Genomic DNA, 24,212 nt, shown 5'->3' with positions numbered 1-24,212 from the left:
TGGCTGCCCGCCGCCGGGGCCATGCTCTTCGATGGTTTTCCGGTTACATCCTGCCGGTTGTCGCGTCGCCCGCGCCCGTGTGCTATAATTTGTAGCACGACATTATGCATTGTGCTCGGCTGGGCGCTTAGCCCGTGGCGGACCTTACCACTTTACTTGTGCCGGCCGTTGCCGCGATTGCGGTGGTGGTCGCACTTGGCTGGTGGCTGTTTATCCAGACGGAAGGCGTCTACCTGGGGCCGGGCGTCGTGCGCTGGCTATATGACCGCAGCGCGCATGAGTACGACGAGATCAAGGAGTTCGACGACGAGGCGGACGACCGGCATCTTGGCGCGCCGCTGGCGGAACTGCTGGCCGGGCAGGACGATGCGCTCGTGCTGGATGTGGCCACCGGCACCGGCCGCCTGCCGTTGACGCTGTTTCGCCACCTGGATTTCAAAGGGCGCGTTATCGGGCTCGATTCGTCACGCGCCATGCTGGAGGTGGCGGCCGCCAAAACCGTGTTCTTCGCGGAGTCGCTCGATCTGCTGGAGAACGATGCGCGGCAGTTGCCCGTAGCCGGCGGCGCATGCGATGCAGTGACGTGCATCGAGGCGCTGGAGTTCCTGCCGGATATGCGGCAGGCGCTGGGCGAGATGGTGCGTGCGCTCAAACCGGGCGGCATGCTCGTCGTGACCAATCGCTGCGGCGCGGATCGGCTGGCCTTTCCCGGCCGGTCGTACTCGGTCGCGCAGTTCGAAGCGCTGCTGGCATCGCTGGACCTTGCGGCCATCACCACCAATCAGTGGCTGACGTATTACGATCTGATCTGGGCGCGCAAGCCGGCGGCCACAAAATCAGGAAGCGGTACTATACACAGTTAAGCGGGGGCGGCCACGATGCCGTGTCCGGCTCTGCCGGTTGGGAAGGACGTTATGAAAGATTTGAAGATCGGCGCGCCGCCGGTGGTTGTGAGCGAGCGCGCCATGCCGGTGACGATCGATGATCTTAAGAAGGATCCCCAAGTCATTGCATTCCTGCAGCGGGCCAACGAGCAGATGCGCTTGCTGGGGTACACCGAGCACGGCCATCGCCACGCATCGCTGGTCGGCAACATCAGCTACAATATCCTGATCCGGCTGGGCTACCCGGAGCGGCTGGCGCAGTTGGCCGAACTTGCCGGGTATTTGCATGATGCGGGCAACGTCATCCACCGCGAAAGCCACGCGCTGTCCAGTTCGTTCATCGCCATGCAGGTGCTCGACCGGCTCGGCATGCCGTATGACGAAATCGCTGTCATCCTGGGGGCGATCGGCAACCACGAGGAAGAGCGCGGCGAACCGGTCGGCCCGATCTCGGCGGCGGTGATCATCGCCGACAAGGCCGACGTGCACAAGAGCCGCGTGCAGAACCCGCACCCCGAGACGTACGACATACACGACCTGGTGAACAACGCCTCGGCGCGCTCGTTCGTGCGCGTGGACGCCGACAAGAAACAGATCGCGATGGAGATCGATATCGACACGGATGTGTCCAAAGTCGGCGACTTCTTCGAAATCTACCTGAGCCGCCTCGTCATCGCGCGCCGCGCGGCCAAATTCCTGGGGTGCGAGTACTATTTGATCGTCAACGGCACCCGGGTATATTAACGCTATGAAAATCATTCGCTATGCCGCTGCCGGAGAAACGCGCTGGGGCGTCGTCGAAGGCGACGACGTGTTCGCGCTGTCCGGCAGCCCGATTCTGGAACCATCCGCCCGCCCCGGCGCGCGCGTTGGTGCGCTGTCCGGCGTGCACCTGCTGGCGCCGGTGGCGCCGACCAAACTGCTGGCCGTCGGGCGCAACTACATGAAGCACATCGACGAGATGGCCGCGCGCGGCCCGTCGAACCTGCCGCCGCGCCCGCTCAACCCGACCTTCTTCCTGAAGCCGAACTCGGCGATCATTGGCCCGGGCGCCAACATCGTCTACCCGAGCGGCCGCGCCGAACTGGTCGAGCACGAGGCCGAGCTGGCGCTGGTCATCGGTAGGCGCGGCCGCAAGATCGCCGAGGCCGACGCGCTCGCGCATGTCTTCGGCTACCTGTGCGCCAACGACGTCTCGGCGCGCGGGCTGGGCGACGACGGCCAGTGGATGCGCGGCAAAGGCTTCGACACCTTTGCGCCGCTCGGACCGTGGGTCGTCACCGGGCTGGACGCGTCCGACTTGCGCATTACGGCGCGGCTGAACGGTGCCGTGAAGCAGGCCAGCCGCACCAGCGACCTGCTTTTCAAGATCCCGCAGTTAATTGCGTTCATCAGCCAGGCGATGACGCTGGAGCCGGGCGACGTGATCCTGACCGGCACACCGAGCGGCGTGTCGGCGCTCAAGCCCGGCGACGTCGTCGAGATCGACATTGAAGGCATCGGCACGCTGCGCAACCCGGTCGTCGCCGACAACTAACACGGTCCGCCACTCCTATGCCCGGCAACCAGGTCGTTTTTCAAGAGGCGCTGCGCAAAGCGCACAATCTCGCGTGGGACCACAAGTGGTCGCAGGCTGTCGTGGAATATCGCCGCGCGCTGGCCGAATTCGACACGGACGCGCTCGTGTGGACGAGCCTGGGCGCTGCACTGATCGAGTTGAAGCGCCTGGCGGACGCCAAGGACGTCTTTCGCCGGGCCTCGGAACTCCTGCCCGATGACATTAGCATTCAGCAGCGGCTGGCCGAGGTCTATGAACGGCTGGGCGACAGTGAGAATGCGCTGGTGGCGCAATTGCAGATTGCGACAATCCTGGAGCGCGGCCCGGATCCGCTGCGGGCCGCGGCGCCCTGGCGGGCGATCCTGCGCATCCAGCCGTTGCACCTGGAGTCGCGCCGGCGGCTGGCCGAGTTGTTCGAACGGCTGGGCCGCAGCGTGGAGTCCGCACAGGAATGGGCCACGCTGGCGAAGATGCTGCACGAATTTGGCCGCACCGCCGAGGCGACCGAACAGGCGCGCAAGGCGCTGGCGCTCGACCCGCGCAATTCGGATGCGCGCGCGATCATTGGCACCCTGCAACAGGTTGAGCCGCCGCTCGCCGACGCCAGCGGTCATACCATGATCGAGCCGCCGGCGGCGACGTCGGACGAGGGCGGGCCGGTGCTCGAAGCGGCCCGCCGGGCGTTGTCGCGCCTGGCGGACTCCGTCTTTGAAGCGGCAGCGCCGGCGCCGGGCGCGTCGAACGCAATCGGCCCGCTGCTGGCCAACGCGATGGACCTGCACGTGCGCGGCCGCCAGGACGAAGCGATAAACGGTTACCGCCGCGCACTGGCCGCCGGTTACGACGAGCCCGACATCCACTTCGCGATCGGCATGTTGTGCCTGGATACGCTGCGGCTGGACGAAGCCGTAGCCGAATTTCAGCGCACCACCGAGACGCCCGGCTATGACCTGGCGAGCCATTTCGCGCTGGGTCAATGCAGCCGCGCGCGCCGCGATATGCCGGAGGCGCTCCGGCATGTGCTGGCCGCGTACCGGCTGCTGGATGAAGAGATGGTGTCGCCGGCGCTGATTGCGACAGTCAGCGATGTGTACGTCTCGGTCGCGCGGCAGCGTGAAGGCTCCACGCAGCTCATCGAGTTTGCCGATGCGCTCACCGAATTCATCACCGTGCCGAACTGGCGCGAGCGGGTGGATGGCCTGCGCCAGCAACTGGATGCGGCCAGCACGCCGGATAGCTGGATCAGCCTGGCCGAGGCGGTGGGCACCGGCAGCGCCGAGCGCGTGGTCGGCGCGTTGCACAGCAGCCGCGAGTATCAACTGCTGGACAAGCCGACCGCCGCATCCGACGAATGCTACTACGCGCTGGCGGTTGCGCCGTTCTTCCTGCCGCTGCACGCGCGCCTGGCCGAGATCTTCGCGCAGCAGCACCGGGTGGACGACGCGATTGCGAAGTACATGGCGATCGCGGCGGTGCAGCAGGCGCGCGGCGACAGCGATCAGGTGGCGGCCACGTACGGGCGCGTGCTGACGTACGCGCCGGACAACGACAACGTCCGCCAGCATCTGATCGACGTGCTGGTGGCGCGCGGCGACATCGCGCCCGCGATTGACCAGTACCTGGCGCTCGGCGACGTGTTCATGCGTCTGGCGCAGCTCGATCGCGCGCAGAAGGCGTACGAGGCCGGCCTGCGGCTGGTGGCGCGCGCCGGCGTCAACGATCGCTGGACCGTGACCGCGCTGCACATGATCGGCGATATCTTCATGCAGAAGGCGACGTGGAAGGACGCGCTGCAGGTCTACATGCAGGTGCGTCGACTGGTGCCCGACGACGACAAGGCGAGCCTGCGCCTGGTCGACCTGTACTTCAAACTGGGCCGCGCGCCGGAAACCGAGAACGAGCTTGCGCACCTGATTTCGCTCTATGACAAGCGCGGCGATTCGGCCAAGCTGATCCCGATGGTCGCGGACATGGCGTCCATGCGCCCGCGCAGCACGGCGCTCAAGAACTTCCTGATCGACCTGCTGATTCGCGCCGGACGCACCGAGCAGGCGATTGGCGAGCTGGACACGCTGGGCGAGGCGCAGTTGCTGAACCACCAGACGACCGACGCGATCCTGACCATCGAGCGCATCATCGCGCTCAAGCCGGCGAAGGTCGAAGAGTACCAGAAACTGCTGGCGCAATTACGGGCCGGCGCCTGACGCGGCGCCGGCCGCGCGTGACGTATGTCCAACGTTCTGCTTGCCCTCAGCCGCCTCGATGCGCTGTCGGTCGTGGACATTGTGCTGGTGGCGTTGATCATATACGCCGGGCTGTATGTCGTGCGCGGCACGCCGGCCGTCACGCTGATGCGCGGGCTGCTGCTGGTGGTGGGGGCGGCCGGCGTCCTGACCGCCGTGTTTCACCTGACCGCCGTCAGTTGGCTGATTCGCAACAGCCTGCCCGCGCTGCTGGTGGCTGTGCCGGTTATCTTTCAGCCCGAGATGCGCCGCGCGCTGGAGCGGCTGGGCCGCGCGGGCCGCTGGCTCGACCGCTCGCCCGGCGGCGACGCTCAACTGGCCATCAACGAGATCTGCAAAGCGATTGCCGCGCTGGCGCAGCAGCGCCTCGGCGCGCTGATCGTGATTGAACAGCGCACCGGCCTACGGCAGTACATTGATACCGGCGTGGCGATTGACGGCCGCGTGTCCAAAGAGCTGCTGGAAACGATCTTCTTCAAGAACTCGGCTCTGCACGATATGGCGGTCATCGTGCGCGGCGATCACATCGTGGCCGCCGGCTGTATGCTGCCGCTGGCGCAGAACGAGGCCACCGAGCGGAACTACGGCACCCGGCACCGCGCGGCGATCGGCGTCACGGAGCAGACCGACGCGATCAGCGTCGTGGTGTCCGAGGAGAGCGGTGCGATCTCCATCGCGCGCAACGGTCGCATGGTCCGCAATCTCGATGAAGTGCGGCTGCGGAGCATCCTGAATCTGTTCACACACGCCGATCCCAACCGGCGCTACTGACGGACGCGCCAATTGCTGACTTGAACGACACGCGCTCACTGGAAACCGAGAGGCCGACCGAGGCGCCGCCCGCGCGCCCGCGGCGCGCGCCGCGCCGGCTGCGGATGCCGGCTTGGGCGCGCTTCACGGCCGACAACCTGACTACCGCGCTGATCTCCGCCGTGCTGGCCGTGGCGATCTGGCTGGCGGCGGCGATCGAACAGAACCCGTCGCGCGACGACTTTTTCCCGGGCGATATCCCGATCGAGATCGTCAACAAGCCGCCCTCGCTGGTGCTGTTCCAGCCGTTCGAGCGCGCCGCGCGGGTACGCATCCGCGCGTCGCAAGCGAGCTGGGAGCGCCTGCAGTCCGGCGCCGACCGCCTGCAGAGCGCGCGCGCGTTCATCGACCTGGCCGGCGCAGTCTCCGGCCTGCGCGTGTACGATGTGCAAGTCAAGTTCGCTGACACGGACGTGGCGCTGCTGTCGGTTGATCCGGCCAGCGTGTCGCTGCGGTTGGAGGATTACCGCGAGAAGTCGTTCCCGGTGCAGGTCAACGTGGGCGACAGCCCGCCGATCGGCTTCCTGCTGGGCGCGCCGGCGCCGAACCCGCTGTACGTGCAGGTCAGCGGCCCGCAATCGCGCGTCGACCAGGTGGCGGAAATTGTGGCGGCCGTGCAACTGCGCGGCGCCAAGACGACAGTCGAGCGCGAAAGCGCGCTCTTTGCGCGTGACGCGCAGGGCAACGTCGTGTCCGGCGTGCGGATCGTGCCGGATGCGGCCACGGTGCGCGTGCCGGTCGAGCAGCGGCTCGGCTTCAAGGATGTGTCGGTGCGCGCCGTGACGCGCGGCAACGTCGCCGCCGGCTACTGGCTCAGCAACATTACGGTGAACCCGAGCACCCTGACGGTGGTCGGCAGTCCGAACCGGCTCGACGAGATCGGCGGATTTATCTCGACGGACCCGATCGACATCAAAGACTCGCGCATCGGCTTCGTGAGCCGCGTTAATCTCGTGTTGCCCGAAGGCGTGTCGCCGGTCGATGCGCAGAGCGTGGTGGTCACGATCGACGTTCAGCCGATTACGGGCGGCCAGACCGTGCAGCGCCAGATCACCGTGCGCGGGCTGGACCGCGCGCTGAAGGCGACGCTGTCGCCGGAGTCCGTGGACGTCATTCTGGCCGGCCCGCTTCCAATACTGCAATCCTTGCGCGTGGACGATGTGCAGGTCATTATCGACCTGACGAATAGGACGCCCGGCAAGTACAAAATTACCCCGACGGTCGTCAAGCCCGATGCACTGAGGGTCGAGAGCATCGTGCCGGACACCATCGAAGTCACTGTGGCGCGCGCGCCGGGACCTTGAAATCATGCCTAAACCGATTGTTGCCATTGTCGGACGCCCCAATGTGGGCAAATCAACGCTGTTCAACCGCCTGATCGGTCAGCGGCTCGCGATTGTGGACGAGCGCCCCGGCACCACGCGCGACCGCCTGTACGCCGATACCGTGTGGAACGGCGTCGAGTTCGCCCTGCTGGACACGGGCGGACTCGACCGCGTGACCGGCCAGCGCGAAACGACGCGCCGCACGGAGTTGATGCACGAGTACAACCCGCGCCAGATCCAGGAACTGGTGACCCACCAGGCGCAACTCGCGATTACTGAGGCCGACGTGATTGTGTTCGTGACCTCGATCACCGAAGGCGTCACGGCGGGTGACCTGGATGTGGCCGAACAGTTGCGCCGCAGCGGCAAGCCGATCGTACTGGTCGCCAACAAGGCCGACAATCTCAAGCGCGAGCTCGACGCCGTCGAGTTCTACCAGTTCGGGCTGGGCGACCCGTGCATCGTCTCGGCGGTACACGGCAACGGAACCGGCGACTTGCTCGACCTGGTCGTGGCGCGCATTCCCCCGCAGGCGCCCGCGCCGGAGAGCACCGAGCCGAAGATCGCCATCGTCGGCCGCCCGAACGTCGGGAAGTCGTCGCTGGTCAACGCGCTGACCGGCGAAGACCGCACCATCGTGAGCGAAATCCCCGGCACGACGCGCGACGCGATCGACACGCCCCTGAACTGGAAGGGCATGGACGTGACGCTGGTGGACACGGCGGGCATCCGGCGGCGCGGCGCGATTGACCATGGCGCGGTGGAGCAGTACAGCGTCATCCGCGCCTTGCGCGCAATCCAGCGCTGCGACGTGGCGCTGCTGCTGATCGACGGCGCGGACGGCGTTACCGCGCAAGACGCGCACATCGGGCAGTACATCATCGAAGAGGGCAAGAGCGCCGTCATCATCGTCAACAAGTGGGACCTGGTCGAGAAAGACGAGACGACGCTGCCGCTGTACGAGAAGCAGGTGCGGAAGGCGCTGGAGTTCATGGAGTGGGCGCCGATCCTGTTTATCTCGGCAAAAACGAGGCAGCGGGTGGGGCTCGTCGTGGATGCGGCGATCAAGGCGCGCGAGTCACGTTCGATTCGCATCGGCACGGCCGAGTTGAACGACCTGGTGCGCGATGCGACGGTGCGCCACTCGCCGCCGACCTACCGCAACAAACGGCAGCGCTTCTACTTCGCGACGCAGTCCGGCGAAAATCCGCCGACGTTCGTGTTCTACGTCACCGATCCCGACGCGGTGCACTTCTCCTACCAGCGCTATCTGGAGAACCTGATGCGCGAGCGCTGGGGGTTCGCGGGGACGCCGATCCGGCTGACCTTCAAGGCGCAGGAGTCGCGCAAGGGGCAGTAGAGTGGTTTGAGAAATAATCCGACATGGTGCCGCACAGGTCTACACGCTGCATGTAGGGACAGGCCTTTGGCCTGTCCGGGCAGGTCAAAGACCTGCCCCCTACGCATCGCATGGCGTGCCCGATGTTATTTGCAGAATGCTTTTAGAAGGAAAAAAAGACCCTTCGGGATTCGAGAATCCGAAGGGTCTTTGGTTTCTATCCGCTCAGCGGAATCACCTCGCGGCGCGGTGGCGCTCCGGTGACCGCGCGCGGCGCACCGCCGAGCGCACCCTGCATCGACCAGGCGCCCGCCTCGACGATCGTCACGATCGGCGTCTGCCCCAGCCAGTCGCGCGAATCGTCGCCGAAGAAGACAAGCTTGTTGGTCGGCGTGCGGCCGCGCCACTTGCCTTTGTGCTGGCCGTCGACCAGCACGTGCTGCGCGCTGCCGACGAGAGACTCGTTGATCTCGCGCGAGATGCCTTCCTGCAGCGCGTCCAGCGCCTTCAGGCGGCGCAGTTTCTCCTCGGCTGGCACGTCGTCGGCCAAACGCCGCGCCGACGCAGTGTTTGGGCGCGGCGAGTACATCGCCAGGTGCGCCACGTCGAGCCGTAGCTCCGCCAGCAGGTCGTAGGTGCGCATGAACTGCGCTTCGCTTTCGCCCGGGAAGCCGACGATGATATCGGTCGCGATTGAGCAGCCGGGTAGGCGCGCGCGGATGCGGCCGACCAACTCGCGATACTCGCTGCTGGTGTAGCCGCGCCGCATCGCCGCCAGCACCGCATCGTCGCCGGCCTGCACCGGCACCTCGATGTGCGGCATCACCTTCGGCAGCTCAGCGACACAGTCGAGCAGCGCGCCGTCCATGTAGTTCGGGTGCGAGGTCAAGAAGCGGATGCGCTCTACGCCGTCGATGCCGTTGAGCACGCGCAGTAGGTCGGGCAGGCGCGGGCCATCGGCAACATCGTAGCCATAGCGGTCGACGATTTGACCGAGCAGCGTGAACTCTTTGACGCCCTGCGCGGCCAGTGCCCGCACCTCATGCGCAATGTCGCCGACCGGGCGGCTGCGCTCCTGTCCCCGGCGGTAAGGGATGATGCAGAAGGTGCAGACGTGGTTGCAGCCGTAAACGACCGGCACATGCGCCGACACCGTGCCCGTGTCGCCGCCGGGCAGGCGAAACTCGTCCTGGATGGCGTGCCGCGCTTCAACCTCGCTGCGCTCCAGATCGGCGCCGGGATCGTCACCGCGCGCGCGCAAGTGCCGCACCAATGGCCCCGGCTCGGATGGCGGCATGAACACATCGACGAACGGGAACTGCTTGCGCAGCGGCTCGGCGTCCTTGACGCCGACCATGCAGCCCATCAGCGCGAGCACCATGTCAGGGTTGTTGAGCTTGGCCGGCTTGAGCGACCAGAGGCGGCCAACGGCCTTTTCCTCGGCCTGCTGGCGCACGACGCAGGTGTTGAGCACGACGACGTCGGCCTGCTCGGCGCGCTCGCTCGGCGCGTAGCCGAGCCGCTCAAGCTCGATCGCTACGCGCTGCGAGTCGGCCAGGTTCATCTGGCAGCCTTCGGTCCAGATGTGATACGTTTTGGTCACGATTTGCACCGTTTCATATTTACTGAACCATCATACGTCCGATTTAGATATGAATGGGTTTTGCGCCCCTCATCCCTCTAACCCCCTTCTCCCCGCTTGCGGGGAGAAGGGGGCATCGGGTTTGGGTATTTGCGCGGCGGCAAAGCCGCCGCGCAAATACCCTTTGATTCTCGCCCCCTCCCAGCTTTGCTGGGAGGGGGTCGGGGGGTGGGCAAAAACTAGCCTTATCGCACAGCTATCGTCTACGGGCAGATACCCTTCTCAGGGCACTACGCCTCGCCCTTTGCCACTGGCAATCCCTCGGTCGCGCTCCAGCCGCTCCACGAGTTCGGGAACAGGCGCGCCGAGGGCAGCCCCGCGATCTCCATCGCCAGCAGGTTATGGCAGGCCGAGACGCCGGAGCCGCAGTACATCACGACCTCGCGGTCGCCGGCCTGCGCCACGATCGGTGCGAAGCGCGCGCGTAACTCATCCACGCTTCGGAAGGTGCCATCGGGGTTCAGATTGCCGCCGTAGAAGGCGTTGACGGCGCCGGGGATGTGACCGGCGACCGGGCCGTACGGCTCGACTTCGCCACGGAAGCGCTCTGCCGTGCGCGCATCGACCAGCAAATAGCGCTGCTCGGCGGCAGGGCGTGCGCGGTCGGCGCTCACATCGGCGATCGTGCGCTCGTCTGCGTAGCTGCTGCCGCCGGAGTGCGGTGGCAAAGCCGGACGCTTTTTCTCGCTCGTCTCCAATGCGCCGCCGATCGCCAGCCAGGCCGGCATGCCGCCGTCGAGCACAGCCGCGGCGCGGCGCCCGGCCATGCGCAGCATCCACCACATGCGCGAGGCGACCATGCCTCCCGCATCATCATAGGCGATGACCTGCGTCTCCGGCTCCACGCCCCAATCGCCCAGCCGTTTCAGCCAGGTCGCCATGTCGGGCAGCGGGTGGCGGCCGCTGTGCGCCTGCGGGTCCGCGTTGATCGGCGCGGCCAAATCGTGATCGAGGTGCGCGAACTGTGCGCCCGGAATGTGACCCGCTTTGTATGCATTGGTGCCGTGATCGGGCGCGGTCAATACGTGCCGCGTGTCGAAGATCGCCAGGTCACCGCCGCTGGAAATCAGGCGCTTCAGTTCGCTCGCAGAAATGATTGTGTCGTACATGACTCCCTCTCTCGTGCTCAGTTGCCCGCTTGCCGGGCCGGATCGGCCGGCGCCAGGTCCGCCATGCGGCCATCGGCCAGCGCCAGCCGCGCTTCGGGTTGCACCAGCCGGTCTAACTCTACCATCCACTCATCCAGCGTGCCCTTGCGGCCCGCCATGGGCAGGTGATGCAGTTTGATGACCAGCAGGTACGCATGCGCATCGAACGGCGAGCAGACGGTGTGCAGTTGCCACTCGCCCCGCAGCGCTGGATCCGGCGTGCGCCAGTACGCATAGCGGATTGCCGTCCAGCGGTCTTGATGCACGCGCCGCCGGCGGAAGCGGGCCGACGCCCATTTGTCGATGCGCCCCATGATCAACGGCACCATAGCCGACGGGCACAGGTACGACATGGCGATCTCTTCGCGCTCGCGCGCGCGCGACAGCCACTCCTCGCGCCGCAACAGGAAGAACGCGTACAGCACGCAGAACAGCGTGACGGCTGGCAGGTAGATCTCGGTCGGAACCTTCCATGTCGCGCCGTTCTCGAATAATGCCGGTATGCCCCCTTCGTTGACGTACGAGTGCGTCGAGAGCGCCGCGCCCAGCCCGAACAGGAAGATCGACAGTGTCGTCTGCCGACTGATCAGCAGCAGGGCGATTAACCCAAGCGGGATGCCGTAATACCAGTGGTGGAAGTGGATGTCGATGCCGATGTTGCGTTGGACGATGTGCGTCTCCCACCCGCCCTTGGTGTAATCCGAGACGCCGTTGGCGATCGACCACCCGGCGAACGCCGAAACAATCAGCGCGCCGACGGCCGCGCCGTAGCGCACGCTGAACTTGAACAGTTGTTGACCGATGTCGCGCGCCAGTTGCTCGGCGTCTTCACGCCGCTGCTTCCAGTCGGTACTGCTCAGGTTGATGTTCATGGCTTTCTCCCTGCGCGAGGCTGGCTTGCCGCGTCACGCTGAGAAGAAATTATAACACAGGCACGAAAGTCGCAGGTTTGCCCTTCGACAGGGTCAGGGACCAACGGGCACAATTGAGAACTGTCGGAGGACAAGAAACAAGCCGTGGCCTAACAGCCCGTCATTCCGGCTAACTACATACCGGCATGACGAACTTATGAGTTCCGAAACCTTGGCGGTATATCCGTCCCAACAGGCTCAGGTCCCGAAAGGCTCAAGGCGCGGTTCGGCTTGAAGGGAGAACCGCTCGCAGGCGGAGTATCAGCACGACCGCGGCGATCGCCGTCAGGGCCAGCACGCTCTCGGCGGCGACCGCGCCCCACAGTGAGGCCGCCACCAGCGCGATGCCGTTGACCGCCGCGTGCCAGAGGATGGCGACGCCGACGAGCGCCGGCTTGCCGCGCCGCGCGGCGACCAGATTGAGCAGCGACATCGCCAGGTGCAGGCAGATGGCGAACACGCGCTCGACCGCGCCCAGCAAGGCTTCGAACGGCGGCGTGCGGTTGATCGCGTCGACCAGTTGCTGCGCGCCGGCGCGCGACGCTTCCGGCAGGGCGCTGATGTCCATCTGGCTGATCGTGTAGTAGTTGGCGAACGTCACCAGCACCAGCACGCCAAGCAGAATGGCCTCGATGCCGCCATGCCCCGCGCCGAACATCAGGCCCTCTTCCCATGTCTGTGTCGTCTTGAGGAAGCGGCGGAACGCGATATAGCGCGCCGTTTCCTCGCACAGGCCGGCCGTCAGGCCGCCGACCAGCACGTTGAACGGCAGGTTCCATTCAGGGGGCATCGCGACCCATTTCTGTTGGAACGGCAGACCGATCAGCCAGAGCATCGGGAGGTGCACGACCTGCGAGGCGATGAACGTCACTACGCCCGCGCCGAACAGCGCGCCGCGCACGCTCCAGCGCCGGTGAATCGCGACCGCCAGCGCGATTGGGATGGCGATCATCAGCAGACCGTCCAGCGGCAGGGTGATCAGTATTGGATTTTCTGGCATGGGGGTCTCCCAATCAGCATTTCACCACAGGGGCACGGAGACACGGCGTTGTCATGCTGAACGCGAAGGCAAGTCCCGCAGAACACGATTGCGCCACGCGCGTGAAGCATCTCAACGATTGGCCGCCGCAGGCGCTATTGTTCACTGTTTTCAGATCCTTCGCGCGCGTGGCATCATGTAAAAACAACGCATTGCCGCCGCGCTCAGGATGACAGTTCTTGTTCACCGTGTCTCTGTGGTGGCCTTATTTCAATATCTTGCGCAGGAACTGACCGGTGTAGCTTTCCTTCACGCGTGCCACCGCCTCCGGCGTGCCCTCGGCGATCAGTTGACCGCCCTTGTCGCCGCCCTCCGGGCCGAGATCGAGGATCCAGTCCGCGCTTTTGATCACGTCGAGGTTGTGTTCGATCACGACGACCGTGTTGCCCGCGTCGGCCAGCCGCTGCAAGACGCCGAGCAGCCGCTTGACGTCGTCGAAGTGCAGGCCGGTGGTCGGCTCGTCGAGGATGTAGAGCGTCTGGCCGGTCGAGCGTTTGCTGAGCTCCTTCGACAGCTTGACGCGCTGCGCCTCGCCGCCCGACATCGTCGGCGCGGGCTGGCCGAGCCGGATGTAGTCCAGCCCGACGTCGTGCAGCGTCTGCAGCTTGCGCCGCAGCGACGGGATCGCGTCGAAGAACTCGATCGCCTCGCTAACCGTCAGGTCGAGCACGTCGGCGATGCTCTTGCCCTTGTAGTGCACCTGCAGCGTCTCGCGGTTGTAGCGCTTGCCCTTGCAGACCTCGCACGGCACGTAGATGTCGGGCAGGAAGTTCATCTCGATCTTGATGGTGCCGTCGCCCTGGCACGCCTCGCAGCGCCCGCCCTTGACGTTGAACGAGTAGCGCCCGGCCTTGTAGCCGCGCAGTTTCGACTCCGGCAGTTGCGAGAACAGGTCGCGGATGTCGTTGAACGCGTTGGTGTACGTCGCCGGGTTGCTGCGCGGCGTGCGGCCGATCGGTGACTGGTCGATGTCGATGACTTTGTCCAGGTGCTCGGTGCCAAGGATTTCGGCGTGCGTGCCTGGCTTCTCGCGCGCGCCGTAGAAGACCTGCGCCAGCCGCTTGTACAGCACCTCCACGATCAGCGACGACTTGCCGGAGCCCGACACACCGGTGATGACGACGAACTTGCCGAGCGGCAGCGTGACCGAGATGTTTTTCAGGTTGTTCTCGGTCGCGCCGATGATCTCGACGGCGCGGCCGTTGCCCGGCCGCCGCGTCTCCGGCACGTCGATCTTCAGCTTGCCGCTCAGGTACTTGCCGGTCAGCGAGCCGGGCGTCTTGAGGATCGTCTCGAGCGGGCCGTTGGCGACGACCTTGCCGCCGTGCTCGCCCGCGCCGGGGCCCATGTCCACGATCCAGTCGGCGGTGCGCATCGTCTCCTCGTCGTGCTCGACGACGATCAGCGTGTTGCCCAGATCGCGCATGCGCGTCAGCGTGCGGATCAGTCGCGCGTTGTCGCGCGGGTGCAGGCCGATCGACGGCTCGTCGAGAATGTAGAGCACGCCCATCAACTGCGAGCCGATCTGCGTCGCCAGCCGGATGCGCTGCGCCTCGCCGCCGGAGAGCGTGCCAGCCGAGCGCTGCAGCGAGAGGTAGTCGAGCCCGACGTCGACCAGGAAGCCGAGCCGGTTGTAGATCTCCTTGAGGATCTGCTGGCTGATCTTCTGCTCGCGCGCGGAGAGGGTGGGCAGCGCTTCGCCGTTGCTCAGCCTGGTCGTGCGCGGTGTCTTCTTGCCTTGCAGCATCTCGACCCAGCCGAGCGCGTCGCCGACGCTCATGTGCGTGACGTCGACGATGTTGCGCTTCTGGACGGTGACGCCGAGCACGGCCGGTTTCAGGCGCGCGCCGTTGCACTCCGGGCACGGCCGCGATGACATGTACGACTCGATCTCCCAGCGCATCCAGTCCGAGGTCGTCTCGGCGTGCCGCCGCGCCAGGTTCGGGATGACGCCCTCGTAGCTCGTCTCCCAGTAGCGCTTCAACCCCTGCCGGTTGGTGTATTCGATGCTGACGACCTCGCCCTGGTTGCCGTGCAGGATCACCTGCTGCTGCTCCGGCGTCAGCGTGCGGAACGGCGCATTGAGGTCGATCTTGTAGTGGTGCGCCACGGCGGTCAGCAGGCGCATGAAATACGAGTCCTCATCGTTGGCGGCGCCACTCGACTTGATGGCGCCTTCGGTCAGCGACAGGTCTTTGTTCGGCACGATCAGGTCGGGATCGAGCTCCATCTTGACGCCGAGCCCCTGGCAGGCCGGGCACGCGCCGTGCGGCGTGTTGAACGAGAACGAGCGCGGCTCGATCTCGCCGAGCGAGAAGCCGTCGTACGGGCAAGCGTACTGCTCGGAGAACAACTGATCCTCGCCCTTGTCGCCCTCGACGCGGCTGACGATCACCACGCCCTCGCCCAGTTTTATCGCGGTTTCGAGCGAATCGGCCAGGCGCGACTGCCCGTCGCCGGCCGGCTGCACCGTCAGGCGGTCGACCACCGCTTCGATGCTGTGGTTCTTGTAGCGGTCGAGCTCGATCTCCTCGTTCACGTCGCGGATTTCGCCGTTGACGCGCGCGCGGGCGAAGCCGGCCTTGCGGATGTCCTCGAACACCTTCTGGTGGTGGCCCTTGCGCCCGCGGATCAGCGGCGCGAGGATCAGGATGCGCGTGCCCTCCGGCCAGCCGCTGATGATGTCCACGATCTGCTCGACCGTCTGCGTCTGGATGACGCGGCCGCACTGCGGGCAGTGCGGGATGCCGATGCGCGCGAACAGCAGGCGCAGGTAGTCGTAGATCTCGGTGACCGTGCCGACGGTCGAGCGCGGATTATGGCTGACGCCTTTCTGGTCGATTGAGATCGCCGGCGACAGCCCCTCGATCTTGTCGACGTCCGGCTTCTCCATCTGGCCGAGGAACTGCCGCGCGTAGGCCGAGAGCGACTCGACGTAGCGCCGCTGGCCCTCGGCGTACAGCGTGTCGAACGCCAGCGACGACTTGCCGGAGCCGGACAGGCCGGTGAAGACGACGAGCTTGTCGCGCGGGATCTCCAGCGTGACGTTCTTCAGGTTGTGCTCGCGCGCGCCGTGGATGATGATCTTGTCTTGGGGCATAATGTTATTTCAATCTGGTCACGTCCTGTAATGTCATGTTGAGCGCGGAGGCAAGCCTATCGTCCTGGAAATGCGCCACGCGCGCGAAACATCTGAACTGCCGCACTTTAGATGCTTCGCGCGTGAAATGTGCGCCTAATTGCAGGCATGGCCTTCGCGCTTCAGCCTGTGCCCGCCGCGCAGCGGCGGACGGCGACGCTGCGTCTCGGCCTTCATCCTGTGCCCGCACCTCAGGCGCGGAGCGGGGCGTACGCCCCGCTGCACAGGACATGGCCGAGACGCGCTAAGCGTCCAGCGGCCCGAAGCCGCTGGGCAGCGCCGTGCACAGGACATGCATGACAACAATGGGCATGATCTGTTTGCGTCCGTATTATGGCATCACAGATACAAATCCTCTCGCGGCACATGACCGGCGAGAGGCGCTAATTTATCGGTTCCTGTCACTCAAAAGTAGTGTAGCACAAATGAGCGAAGACGGGAAACGGGTGTCAGGGTTCAGGGTTCAGGGAACAGGGAGCGAGGCGGTAAGGTATTATGATTGTGCGATTAATCTGGCGTTAACCAACATCTCCTTGAAAATTAACCAAATTCCGTGCTATGGTGTTCGCTAGGGAGCGGGCGGTAGGCCACAATATAAACATTTCGTCGGAGCAATACTATGCGTCCTGCAATGCGTCTGTCGTTCGTGATCGGTCTCGCCGGTGCCTGCGCCGCGCTGCTGTACGTGACATTCGCGCTCGCCCCCACCGTGCGCGCTCAGACCGTTGCCACTGCGACGGCCACGCGCGTTGTCACGCCCACCGCCACGCTGGCGTTGGCCGCGACCGCGACCAGTGCGCCCGTCACGAGCACCGCAACGGCGACGCCATTACCGGCTGCCACCAACACCGCCACGCCGTTACCCGCGACCAACACGCCCGCTGCTACCAGCACGGCTACCGCGATTCCGCCGATCACGGCCACCGCGACCAGCACGCCGCTACCGACCGCGACGGCTACCGCGACGACCGCACCGACAGCGACCAGCACGGCGACGCCGGTCGTGACGCCCACGGTCGTGTTCACCCCGACCGCGACGCCGACCCTGACGCCTACGGTGATATTGACAGCCACGTTGAGCGTGACGCCCACTGCGATCCCCACGGCAACTGTCGAAGTGACCACGACGATCATGGTGTCAGCAGCCATCGGCGGCCAACTGCATACCACAGACGGCGTGCTCACGCTCGATCTTCCGTCCAGTGCGACGGCCACCGATCTGGTCATCCAGCACATCGAGCGTGCACCGATCTACACCCGCTCGCTCGTTTACGTCTTTGACCTCACAGCGCGGCAGGTATCCAACGGGATAGGCGTGGATGCCTTTGCTAAGCCACTGACGCTCACCATCAACTACAGCAGCTTCTGGAATCGGCTGTCCGGCGGCACGCCGGCGCTGTTCACGTTCAGTACGCAGGCGCAGCGCTGGGAGCGCGTCGACGCGGTCAACAACTACGAGTCGCGTACGCTCACCGCCGCCATCTCGCACTTCAGCCAGTGGGGGCTCGGCCAATTCACCGGTCTCGATCAGCACTACCTGCCGAGCATGAACAGCTTCGGTGAAGACCCGTTCATGGGCAGCGCGACCGTCAATTACCCGATCGCCTTGCCGGTCTTGCCAGGCAATGTGATGCCGCCCCTCGCGCTGGCTTACAGTTCGGCCAGCGCCGCCGAGGCGCGCCGCGACGACGACACGCTTATGTACGGGCGCCAGTCGAGCTTCCTCGGTGCGGCCTGGTCGCTCAACGGTCTGCCTACGATTAATCGCCAAGTCACCGTCGCAACGCGTTGGTTCAGCGAACAAGTCCCGTACGACCGCTACTATGTGTCGGCGCCAGGCGCATCCGGTCGCATCGTGCAGTGGCCGGCCGCGTCGGGCGGAGACGATTACTGGCACCCGCTAAACGAGGGCTATGCGCGGCTATCACGCCTGAACGGTGAAAGCCAGTGGCTGATGTTCGACCCGAATGGGACGCAGTACCGCTTCGACAAATTCGGGGAGTACAGGTATCCGGGGTTTCTGGTGACTGGCTACGCTTCGTACTGCGACGCACCATCATCATTTCCCAACCAATGGAATGTGACGGCGATCACCGACACACACCAGAACGTAGCCACGATTGACTACCGCGTCCAAACACGGCAAATCAACTATTTATGCGACGACGTTCCCGGCGAGCGCAAGCGCAGCTATACGTCGATCAACGCGATCTATCCGATGACGATCACGGTCAACGGCATGCGCGTCGCGACGTTCGTATACGAAACCAAGCCGGACAAAGATATGGGCTACTGCGGCAGCGACAACGACCCGAACTACGGACAGGATGCGTGGAGCCAGAAAACGTGCGCCTATGACCGTCTGGCGACGATCCAGGTCTGGGCCAATGGCAATATCGTGCGCTCCTACGTGCTGGGATACGACACGGCGGCCAACAAGACGCGGGTGACCGGTATCAGCCTGCGCGGGCAGGGCGGCGCCATCAGTGTACCGACATATACATTGGGCTACGGGACGAGCGGCGACGACAGCCAGTTCGTGGTGACCGGGACCAACGGGTACGGCGGCGGTGTCGAGTATCACTACGGGCAGGAGACGATTGCCTCGTGGTGCGTCGATCCGGCGACCTGCAACACAAACGGGCAGAGCAAATACTGGGCCGTGATGACCAAGACGGTCAGCAGCGTGACGCCGAGCGCGTCATTCCTCACCACCTGGGCGTATGGCGCGCTGACCTTACAAACGAATGCTCTGGGCTTTAACCCTCAAGTGAACTACACGCCCACCGAGTATGACGCGATCGGGGTGCCTGAAGAGACAGGGGACAAACTGCTCGGCCACGGCGTCGTCACGCAGACGGTCTACGCGGGCGGGACGACCGCCAGCGGCGTCGCGAGTCGGAGCGTGCAGAAGTTCCACCAGCGGCTGGCCGATAACAAGGTCGATCCGCGGCAGGGCCGCATGTATGAAGCGCGCCAGTTGTCGCCGAGCGGGAGCGTGCTGGTCTCGACGACCGCCGTGTACTCGTATGTGGTCTTGCAGGATCGCAGCAGCATGCCGCTATATGACCGCAACTTCATCCGGCTCGATGAGTCGGACGCGTATGCATGTGAGGGCACCGCGACCTGCCGCCAGACCCGGACGACCTATGGCTACGATACCTATGGCAATACAGTCGCCGAATGGCATTACGGCGACGTGAATGACGCGGCGGACGATTTCACCATTCACCGCAAAACGTACCCCTACAGCACCACGACCGGCTACATCGTCAACAAGATCGCCTGGGAGAATACCTTTGTGACGATCATGCCGACTAATGTTGGCTCGATCAATCTCAAAACACAGGCGATCTACTACTTTGATGGGCAGGGGCTGACGACGCCGCCGATCAAGGGCGACGTCACGCGCATCGTGCGGGGCAACAACCCAGCTAACGATCCGAATGGCTTCTATGTAACGACCACGCTGGCGTTCGACAGCTACGGCAATCCGACGGTCGTGACCGACACGCGCGGCTACACGGCGACCACCGGCTATGACAGCGTCTACCATGTGCTACCGCTGACCGTCACCAACGCGCTCGGCCAGCGCACCGTCACGCAGTACGACCTGACGCTGCAGAAGCCGCTTACCGTGACCGACCCCAACGGCGCAGTCACCAGCATCGCCTATGACGCCTTCGGGCGGCGCACGAGCGTCTGGTCGCCAACTGAGCAGGGCGGCGCGGCGACCGCCAAAATGACTTACAGCGATACGATCCCATTCGTCTTCAAGGTCGAGGTGCGCACCGACGCGCCCGGCGAGGCGACCACCTACCAGTCGACCGCCAGCATATACAACGGCCTCGGCCAGGTTGTGCAATCGCAGTCCGCAAGCGACACGGCCGGGCAGATCATCGTCAGCAACCAGCGCTACAATGCGCTGGGCAAGGTCGAAGCAGCTTCGGTGCCGACTAGCGTCGTCGGCACGCTGGGCACATTCGTCAGCGGCGAGTGGTCGGCGATCGACAGCCGCCCGCGTACCACGACGAGTTTCGACGCGCTGGCGCGGCCGGTGTGGGTGGTCAACCCCGACGGCACAACCGGCGGCGCCGCCTACGGCGCACTGGCACAGACGAACATCGACGCCAACCGGCACGTCAAGTTGTCGTTCCAGGATGCACTGGGGCGACTATCCGCCGTCGACGAGACGCTGGTGCGCTGGAGCGATGGCTTTGACAACGCGAGTTTGCCGGGCTGGTCTTTATGGAACAACCAGGTGACCGCCTCGGGCAGCACGCTCAACGAGGTCGGCAACGGCGTTGACTACAACGCCAACGCCGTGCGGGTGGCCACGACACACGACAGCCAGGGCGTGGTGTTTGATTTCGAATTGGACGCGGGCAGCACACCGGACTCGGAGATCTTCCTGGAAACCGGCGACTGGCCGGCCGGCAGTTGGCGCAGCTGGGGTTTGCGGATCAGCGGTGGGGTGATTGCGCGCCAGGCATACGGCGTAGCGGATGCATCGTTGCTCGCGCTGAAGACCGGCGTCTGGTATCGCGCACTGCTGAAAGCGGGCGGCACGGGCGAGTTTATTACGCAGGTCTGGGAGCGCGACAATCCAGCCAGTGGGGCGGAACTGCGGGAGGTGAAGAGCGGCGACGGCAACTGGGTAGGCCGTACCTGGAACTTCATGGCGCGGGTGAAGGTGGGAACACAGCGCCTGGACAACTACGACGAATTGCAGTTCAACACCACCCGCTACGGCTACGACATGCTAGGGCATCTGACGCGCGTGACGGATACCGTCGGCAACACGACGGTCATCACCTACGACAACCTGGGTCGCAAGACCGGCATGCTCGACCCGGACATGGGCCGCTGGCTGTATGCCTACGACGCGGCGGGCAACCTGACCAGTCAAACCGACGCCAAGGGGCAGACACTCAGCTTCACATACGATCAACTGAACCGCTTGACAAGGAAGACGTATCCGGTCGGTAGCAGCCTTGCGCCGATCACTTACACGTATGATACGGGCACGAACGGCGTCGGCAACCGCGTGCGCATGGACGACGCGACGGGTTATACGACGTGGGCGTATGATGCACGTGGGCGCGCCACCCGCGAGGTCAAGAGCATCACGAGCGTCGGCGTGTTCACGACCAGCACCAGCTACGACGCCGCCGACCGCGTGCGGTCACTGACATACCCGACCGGCGAGGTCATCACCAACGCATACAGCACGCGCGGGCTGCTCGACAACGTGCGCAGCCAGAGCAACGGCCAGTGGCTGGCGAGCAATTTGGATTACAACGTCAACGGCTCACTCGCGCGCCTCGACCTCGGCAACGGCCTCAGCACGCTCTTCGGGTACTTTGGCATCGGCAGCAACGCTTGGGGCGCCAACTCCTGGGATAGTCCACCCAGCACCGGTCTGAGCAACTACGGGCGGCTGTGGCGCATTCGCACCGAATCGCCCAGCGGCGCGGCGGTGCAAGATTTGCGCTATGCCTACGATAGCGTGGGCAACGTCACGGCGATTCGCGATGTGCCGCGCGCGATCACCGGCACCCTCAATATCACCTTCAGCGATCCCTTTGATAGCGCGGGCGGCAACTGGAGTACCGCCGGCAACGTCACCATCCCGTACAACGACGCGGGCAACAACACGGCGCGCTTGGTCGGTAACGGCACGGACTACAGCGTAATGTTGACACGCACCGGCTACACGCTAGCGAGCGGAACGGGCATGGAGGTGCGCTTCAAGCTGGATAACGCGCTGAACTCCTTCTCGCTGGGCATCAACTCAAACAACGCAGCGTATCAGCGCCTGGCCGTGGTCGGCGAGGCGACCGGCCACCTGGCCATGCAGTATTACGACGGGGTGGGCAAGCGTTATCCCGTGTGGTTGACCCCGACGCTGCAAGCCAACACGTGGTACACGCTCACGATGGTCGTGGATGACGCACGTGGACTGACGCTGGAGGTGTATACTGCAACCGCCGGTGTGCATTACGCCTACAACCTCGACATCGCTGGCGGCCAGCAATGGCACTTCTTAAGTTCGATCAAGAGCGGCACGCTCTATCTGGACGACTACCGCGAGTTCAACGGGGGCGCGCTGGTCGTGCCGGACGACAAGCAGGCGTTCCAGTACGACGCGCTCGACCGCTTGACACAGGTGATCAGCACCACGACGCAGGGCTACAGCGGCACATACGCGTACAACGCCATCGGCAACCTGACGGGCAAGGACGAGGGCAGCGGCAGCGTGGCGTACAGTTACCCATCAGCTGGGCAGGCACGCCCGCATGCGGCGACCGCGATGGGCAGCAACGCCTATACGTATGACCTCAACGGCAACATGACATTGCGGGCCGAAGCGGGCACGACGTACACGCAGACGTGGGACGTGGACAACCGCTTGGTGCTGGTGACGACCAGCAACGGCGCCAGCATGGCGTACATCTACGACGGTGACGGCAAACGTGTCAAATGGGTGGCGAACGGCGTCACCACGACCGTGGCCGTCGGCGCGCTGTACGAGCGCAACGTGACCGCAGGCACGGACACCAGTTACTACTTCGCGGGCGGCAAGCGGGTTGCGGTGCGCAACGCGGCGGGATTATACTTCATCCAGGGCGACCACCTCGGCAGCAACAGCCTGACGACGGACGCCAACGGCGCGGTGGTGGCGAGCACGAAGTATTACGCGTATGGCGGGACGCGCACGACGAGCGGGGCGCAGCAGACCGACCGGTTGTTCACCGACCAGCGGGCGGAGGGCGCGGCGCTGGGCGCGCTGTACGACTACGGCGCGCGGCACTATGACACGCTGCTAGGCCGGTTCCTGTCGGCTGACAGTATCGTCCCCGGCGCGGGCAACCCGCAGGCGCTGAATCGGTACAGCTACACCTACAACAACCCGCTGAAGTATACGGACCCGACGGGGCATTGCCCAGCATGCGCCTTTGGCATTGTCCTTTTAGGAGCATACGTCGGAGGGCGAGGTGCTTGGGAGCTCAGCACTGTGATCGTCCCGGGCGCCGATCGAGCAAGTCGCGATCAAGTTGGTGGCCAACTCGTAACCCAGATGTCGCAAGCGATCGAAAGTGAATCAGCATCAAGGGGATTAGACCCAACACTTGTCAAGGCCATTCTCCGCCATGAGAGTGCTGCGTTTGAGCGCCGGTTATTAACACCGATTCCAAACCAGGTTCCAGGGGCTATCGCTAACGGTGCCGAATCCCTAGAGGTCTTGGTACCGGGGCACATCGCGTCTATAGGGCCAGGGCAAATGCAGCTGAGAAGAGCGCGCCAATTGGAGGGTTTGGGTTACGTAAGGACCCGTGCGAATGACCAAGAAAGAGTTGCTGCGCTTCAGAATAGCCCCACTGCTATCGAATATGTGTCGGGGATGGCACAGTACCTCACAGATCAACTAAGTGCTATGCCTGGCTTCGACAAGTTGGGTCCTTCGGAAAAGCAGCGGCTGATTCTTATCGGGTATAACTGGGGTTGGGACGGAGATAGAGGGCTTCAGGCCAATATCGAGAAACACGGTTTTCAATGGGTGATAGACAGCTCCGACTACGATCAGCAAACACTTGATGAGTATCTCCGATGGAGCAGTCAGCAATGAAGCCGTACGATAGGAACGCTGTCGTTAGTATGGTCGTTTTGATCTTACTTGCTGGCTGTGTATCAAGTTTCGAATCAACTACGGTGAGCGCAGTTCCATTAGCAATGTCGAAGCCAGGCCAGACCGCGGTGGACCTAGACCTAGTATTTGCGGGTGTCAGTGCTGAAGTTCATAAAACCCTGCCAGCTGCATATTTCACGGGACTTGTATTTTCGGGTCACTGCCGCGATCTTTCGGCCTTTCGAGGCAAACTGGTGCTAACATTCCTAGAAACCAGAATCTTCGTCGGGCGACAAGTCATACGGAGTATCGTCACGGTAGACACATCTCTGCATAGCATGTCACTCGAGTTCGATGATGTTTCGGACTTCTATCCAAACTTGGCGAAGTATACTTTCGCCGGACACAATTCGATAGAGGCCGTTGCATCACTGGCTAGCACGCACATTACATCACTGAATCTGCCGGATTGCGAAGTCACCCTCACACAACAAGAAACCGGGTGGGATGTACGCTGTGGGCCCCTGCATAATTTTGTCCAAAA

Annotated in this window: 13 protein-coding genes; 8 read left to right on the top strand and 5 right to left on the bottom strand. The window is 64.3% G+C overall.

The genetic code is table 11. The annotated features are described in order from the left end of the window. Positions 1–134 precede the first annotated feature (134 nt). The 7 genes from HZB53_07940 to der all read left to right on the top strand — a co-directional run bounded on the left by HZB53_07940 (position 135) and on the right by der (position 8,180). Positions 135–863, top strand: coding sequence for a class I SAM-dependent methyltransferase (locus tag HZB53_07940; protein MBI5877565.1), 729 nt, complete (start codon positions 135–137; stop codon positions 861–863). A 102-nt stretch (positions 864–965) separates the two neighbouring features. Then, positions 966–1,628 carry an HD domain-containing protein gene (locus HZB53_07935; GenBank protein MBI5877564.1) on the top strand — a complete coding sequence of 221 codons (663 nt, stop codon included), beginning with the start codon at positions 966–968 and terminating at the stop codon, positions 1,626–1,628. A gap of 4 nt (positions 1,629–1,632) precedes the next feature. Beyond that, positions 1,633–2,421: a fumarylacetoacetate hydrolase family protein gene (locus tag HZB53_07930; GenBank protein ID MBI5877563.1), complete on the top strand. Its 789-nt coding sequence runs from the start codon at positions 1,633–1,635 to the stop codon at positions 2,419–2,421. Between the two features lie 17 nt (positions 2,422–2,438). After that, positions 2,439–4,646 carry a tetratricopeptide repeat protein gene (locus tag HZB53_07925; GenBank protein MBI5877562.1) on the top strand — a complete coding sequence of 736 codons (2,208 nt, stop codon included), beginning with the start codon at positions 2,439–2,441 and terminating at the stop codon, positions 4,644–4,646. A gap of 24 nt (positions 4,647–4,670) precedes the next feature. After that, complete coding sequence (locus HZB53_07920; GenBank protein ID MBI5877561.1) at positions 4,671–5,456, top strand: TIGR00159 family protein; 786 nt, start codon at positions 4,671–4,673, stop codon at positions 5,454–5,456. Positions 5,457–5,476: 20 nt separating this feature from the next. Then, positions 5,477–6,799, top strand: coding sequence for a hypothetical protein (locus HZB53_07915; GenBank protein MBI5877560.1), 1,323 nt, complete (start codon positions 5,477–5,479; stop codon positions 6,797–6,799). A gap of 4 nt (positions 6,800–6,803) precedes the next feature. Continuing rightward, positions 6,804–8,180, top strand: coding sequence for a ribosome biogenesis GTPase Der (der, locus tag HZB53_07910; protein ID MBI5877559.1), 1,377 nt, complete (start codon positions 6,804–6,806; stop codon positions 8,178–8,180). Between the two features lie 196 nt (positions 8,181–8,376). On the opposite strand, the gene miaB is transcribed toward der, so the two are convergent. The 5 genes from miaB to uvrA form a co-directional block, all read right to left on the bottom strand. Beyond that, a complete protein-coding gene (gene miaB, locus HZB53_07905) occupies positions 8,377–9,762 on the bottom strand; it encodes a tRNA (N6-isopentenyl adenosine(37)-C2)-methylthiotransferase MiaB (GenBank protein ID MBI5877558.1) in 1,386 nt (461 codons plus the stop codon). A gap of 269 nt (positions 9,763–10,031) precedes the next feature. Beyond that, positions 10,032–10,910: a sulfurtransferase gene (locus HZB53_07900; GenBank protein MBI5877557.1), complete on the bottom strand. Its 879-nt coding sequence runs from the start codon at positions 10,908–10,910 to the stop codon at positions 10,032–10,034. A gap of 17 nt (positions 10,911–10,927) precedes the next feature. Beyond that, complete coding sequence (locus tag HZB53_07895) at positions 10,928–11,821, bottom strand: hypothetical protein (GenBank protein ID MBI5877556.1); 894 nt, start codon at positions 11,819–11,821, stop codon at positions 10,928–10,930. 253 nt (positions 11,822–12,074) lie between these two features. Continuing rightward, positions 12,075–12,860, bottom strand: a complete 786-nt coding sequence (locus HZB53_07890) for a YhfC family intramembrane metalloprotease (GenBank protein ID MBI5877555.1) — start codon at positions 12,858–12,860, stop codon at positions 12,075–12,077. Positions 12,861–13,104: 244 nt separating this feature from the next. Continuing rightward, the gene (uvrA, locus tag HZB53_07885) at positions 13,105–15,999 is read right to left on the bottom strand and encodes an excinuclease ABC subunit UvrA (GenBank protein ID MBI5877554.1); all 2,895 of its coding nucleotides are present in this window, start codon (positions 15,997–15,999) and stop codon (positions 13,105–13,107) included. 658 nt (positions 16,000–16,657) lie between these two features. Here uvrA and HZB53_07880 point away from each other — a divergent pair. Continuing rightward, on the top strand, positions 16,658–23,668 hold the full coding sequence (locus HZB53_07880) for an RHS repeat protein (GenBank protein ID MBI5877553.1): 7,011 nt from the start codon (positions 16,658–16,660) through the stop codon (positions 23,666–23,668). Positions 23,669–24,212 lie beyond the last annotated feature (544 nt).

It is taken from the genome of Chloroflexota bacterium (genome assembly GCA_016235055.1).
GTDB lineage: Bacteria > Chloroflexota > Anaerolineae > JACRMK01 > JACRMK01 > JACRMK01.
Note: the sequence above shows the minus strand (reverse complement) of the source record. Positions and strands in the feature narration are given on the sequence as shown.

Bases quoted from the DNA above. Each gene is read 5' to 3' on its own strand.
- uvrA (MBI5877554.1), bottom strand. From the start codon at position 15,999: ATGCCCCAAGACAAGATCATCATCCACGGCGCGCGCGAGCACAACCTG.
- der (MBI5877559.1), top strand. From the start codon at position 6,804: ATGCCTAAACCGATTGTTGCCATTGTCGGACGCCCCAATGTGGGCAAA.
- HZB53_07920 (MBI5877561.1), top strand. From the start codon at position 4,671: ATGTCCAACGTTCTGCTTGCCCTCAGCCGCCTCGATGCGCTGTCGGTC.
- HZB53_07890 (MBI5877555.1), bottom strand. From the start codon at position 12,860: ATGCCAGAAAATCCAATACTGATCACCCTGCCGCTGGACGGTCTGCTG.
- HZB53_07900 (MBI5877557.1), bottom strand. From the start codon at position 10,910: ATGTACGACACAATCATTTCTGCGAGCGAACTGAAGCGCCTGATTTCC.
- HZB53_07930 (MBI5877563.1), top strand. From the start codon at position 1,633: ATGAAAATCATTCGCTATGCCGCTGCCGGAGAAACGCGCTGGGGCGTC.
- HZB53_07880 (MBI5877553.1), top strand. From the start codon at position 16,658: ATGCGTCCTGCAATGCGTCTGTCGTTCGTGATCGGTCTCGCCGGTGCC.
- HZB53_07895 (MBI5877556.1), bottom strand. From the start codon at position 11,821: ATGAACATCAACCTGAGCAGTACCGACTGGAAGCAGCGGCGTGAAGAC.
- HZB53_07925 (MBI5877562.1), top strand. From the start codon at position 2,439: ATGCCCGGCAACCAGGTCGTTTTTCAAGAGGCGCTGCGCAAAGCGCAC.
- HZB53_07935 (MBI5877564.1), top strand. From the start codon at position 966: ATGCCGGTGACGATCGATGATCTTAAGAAGGATCCCCAAGTCATTGCA.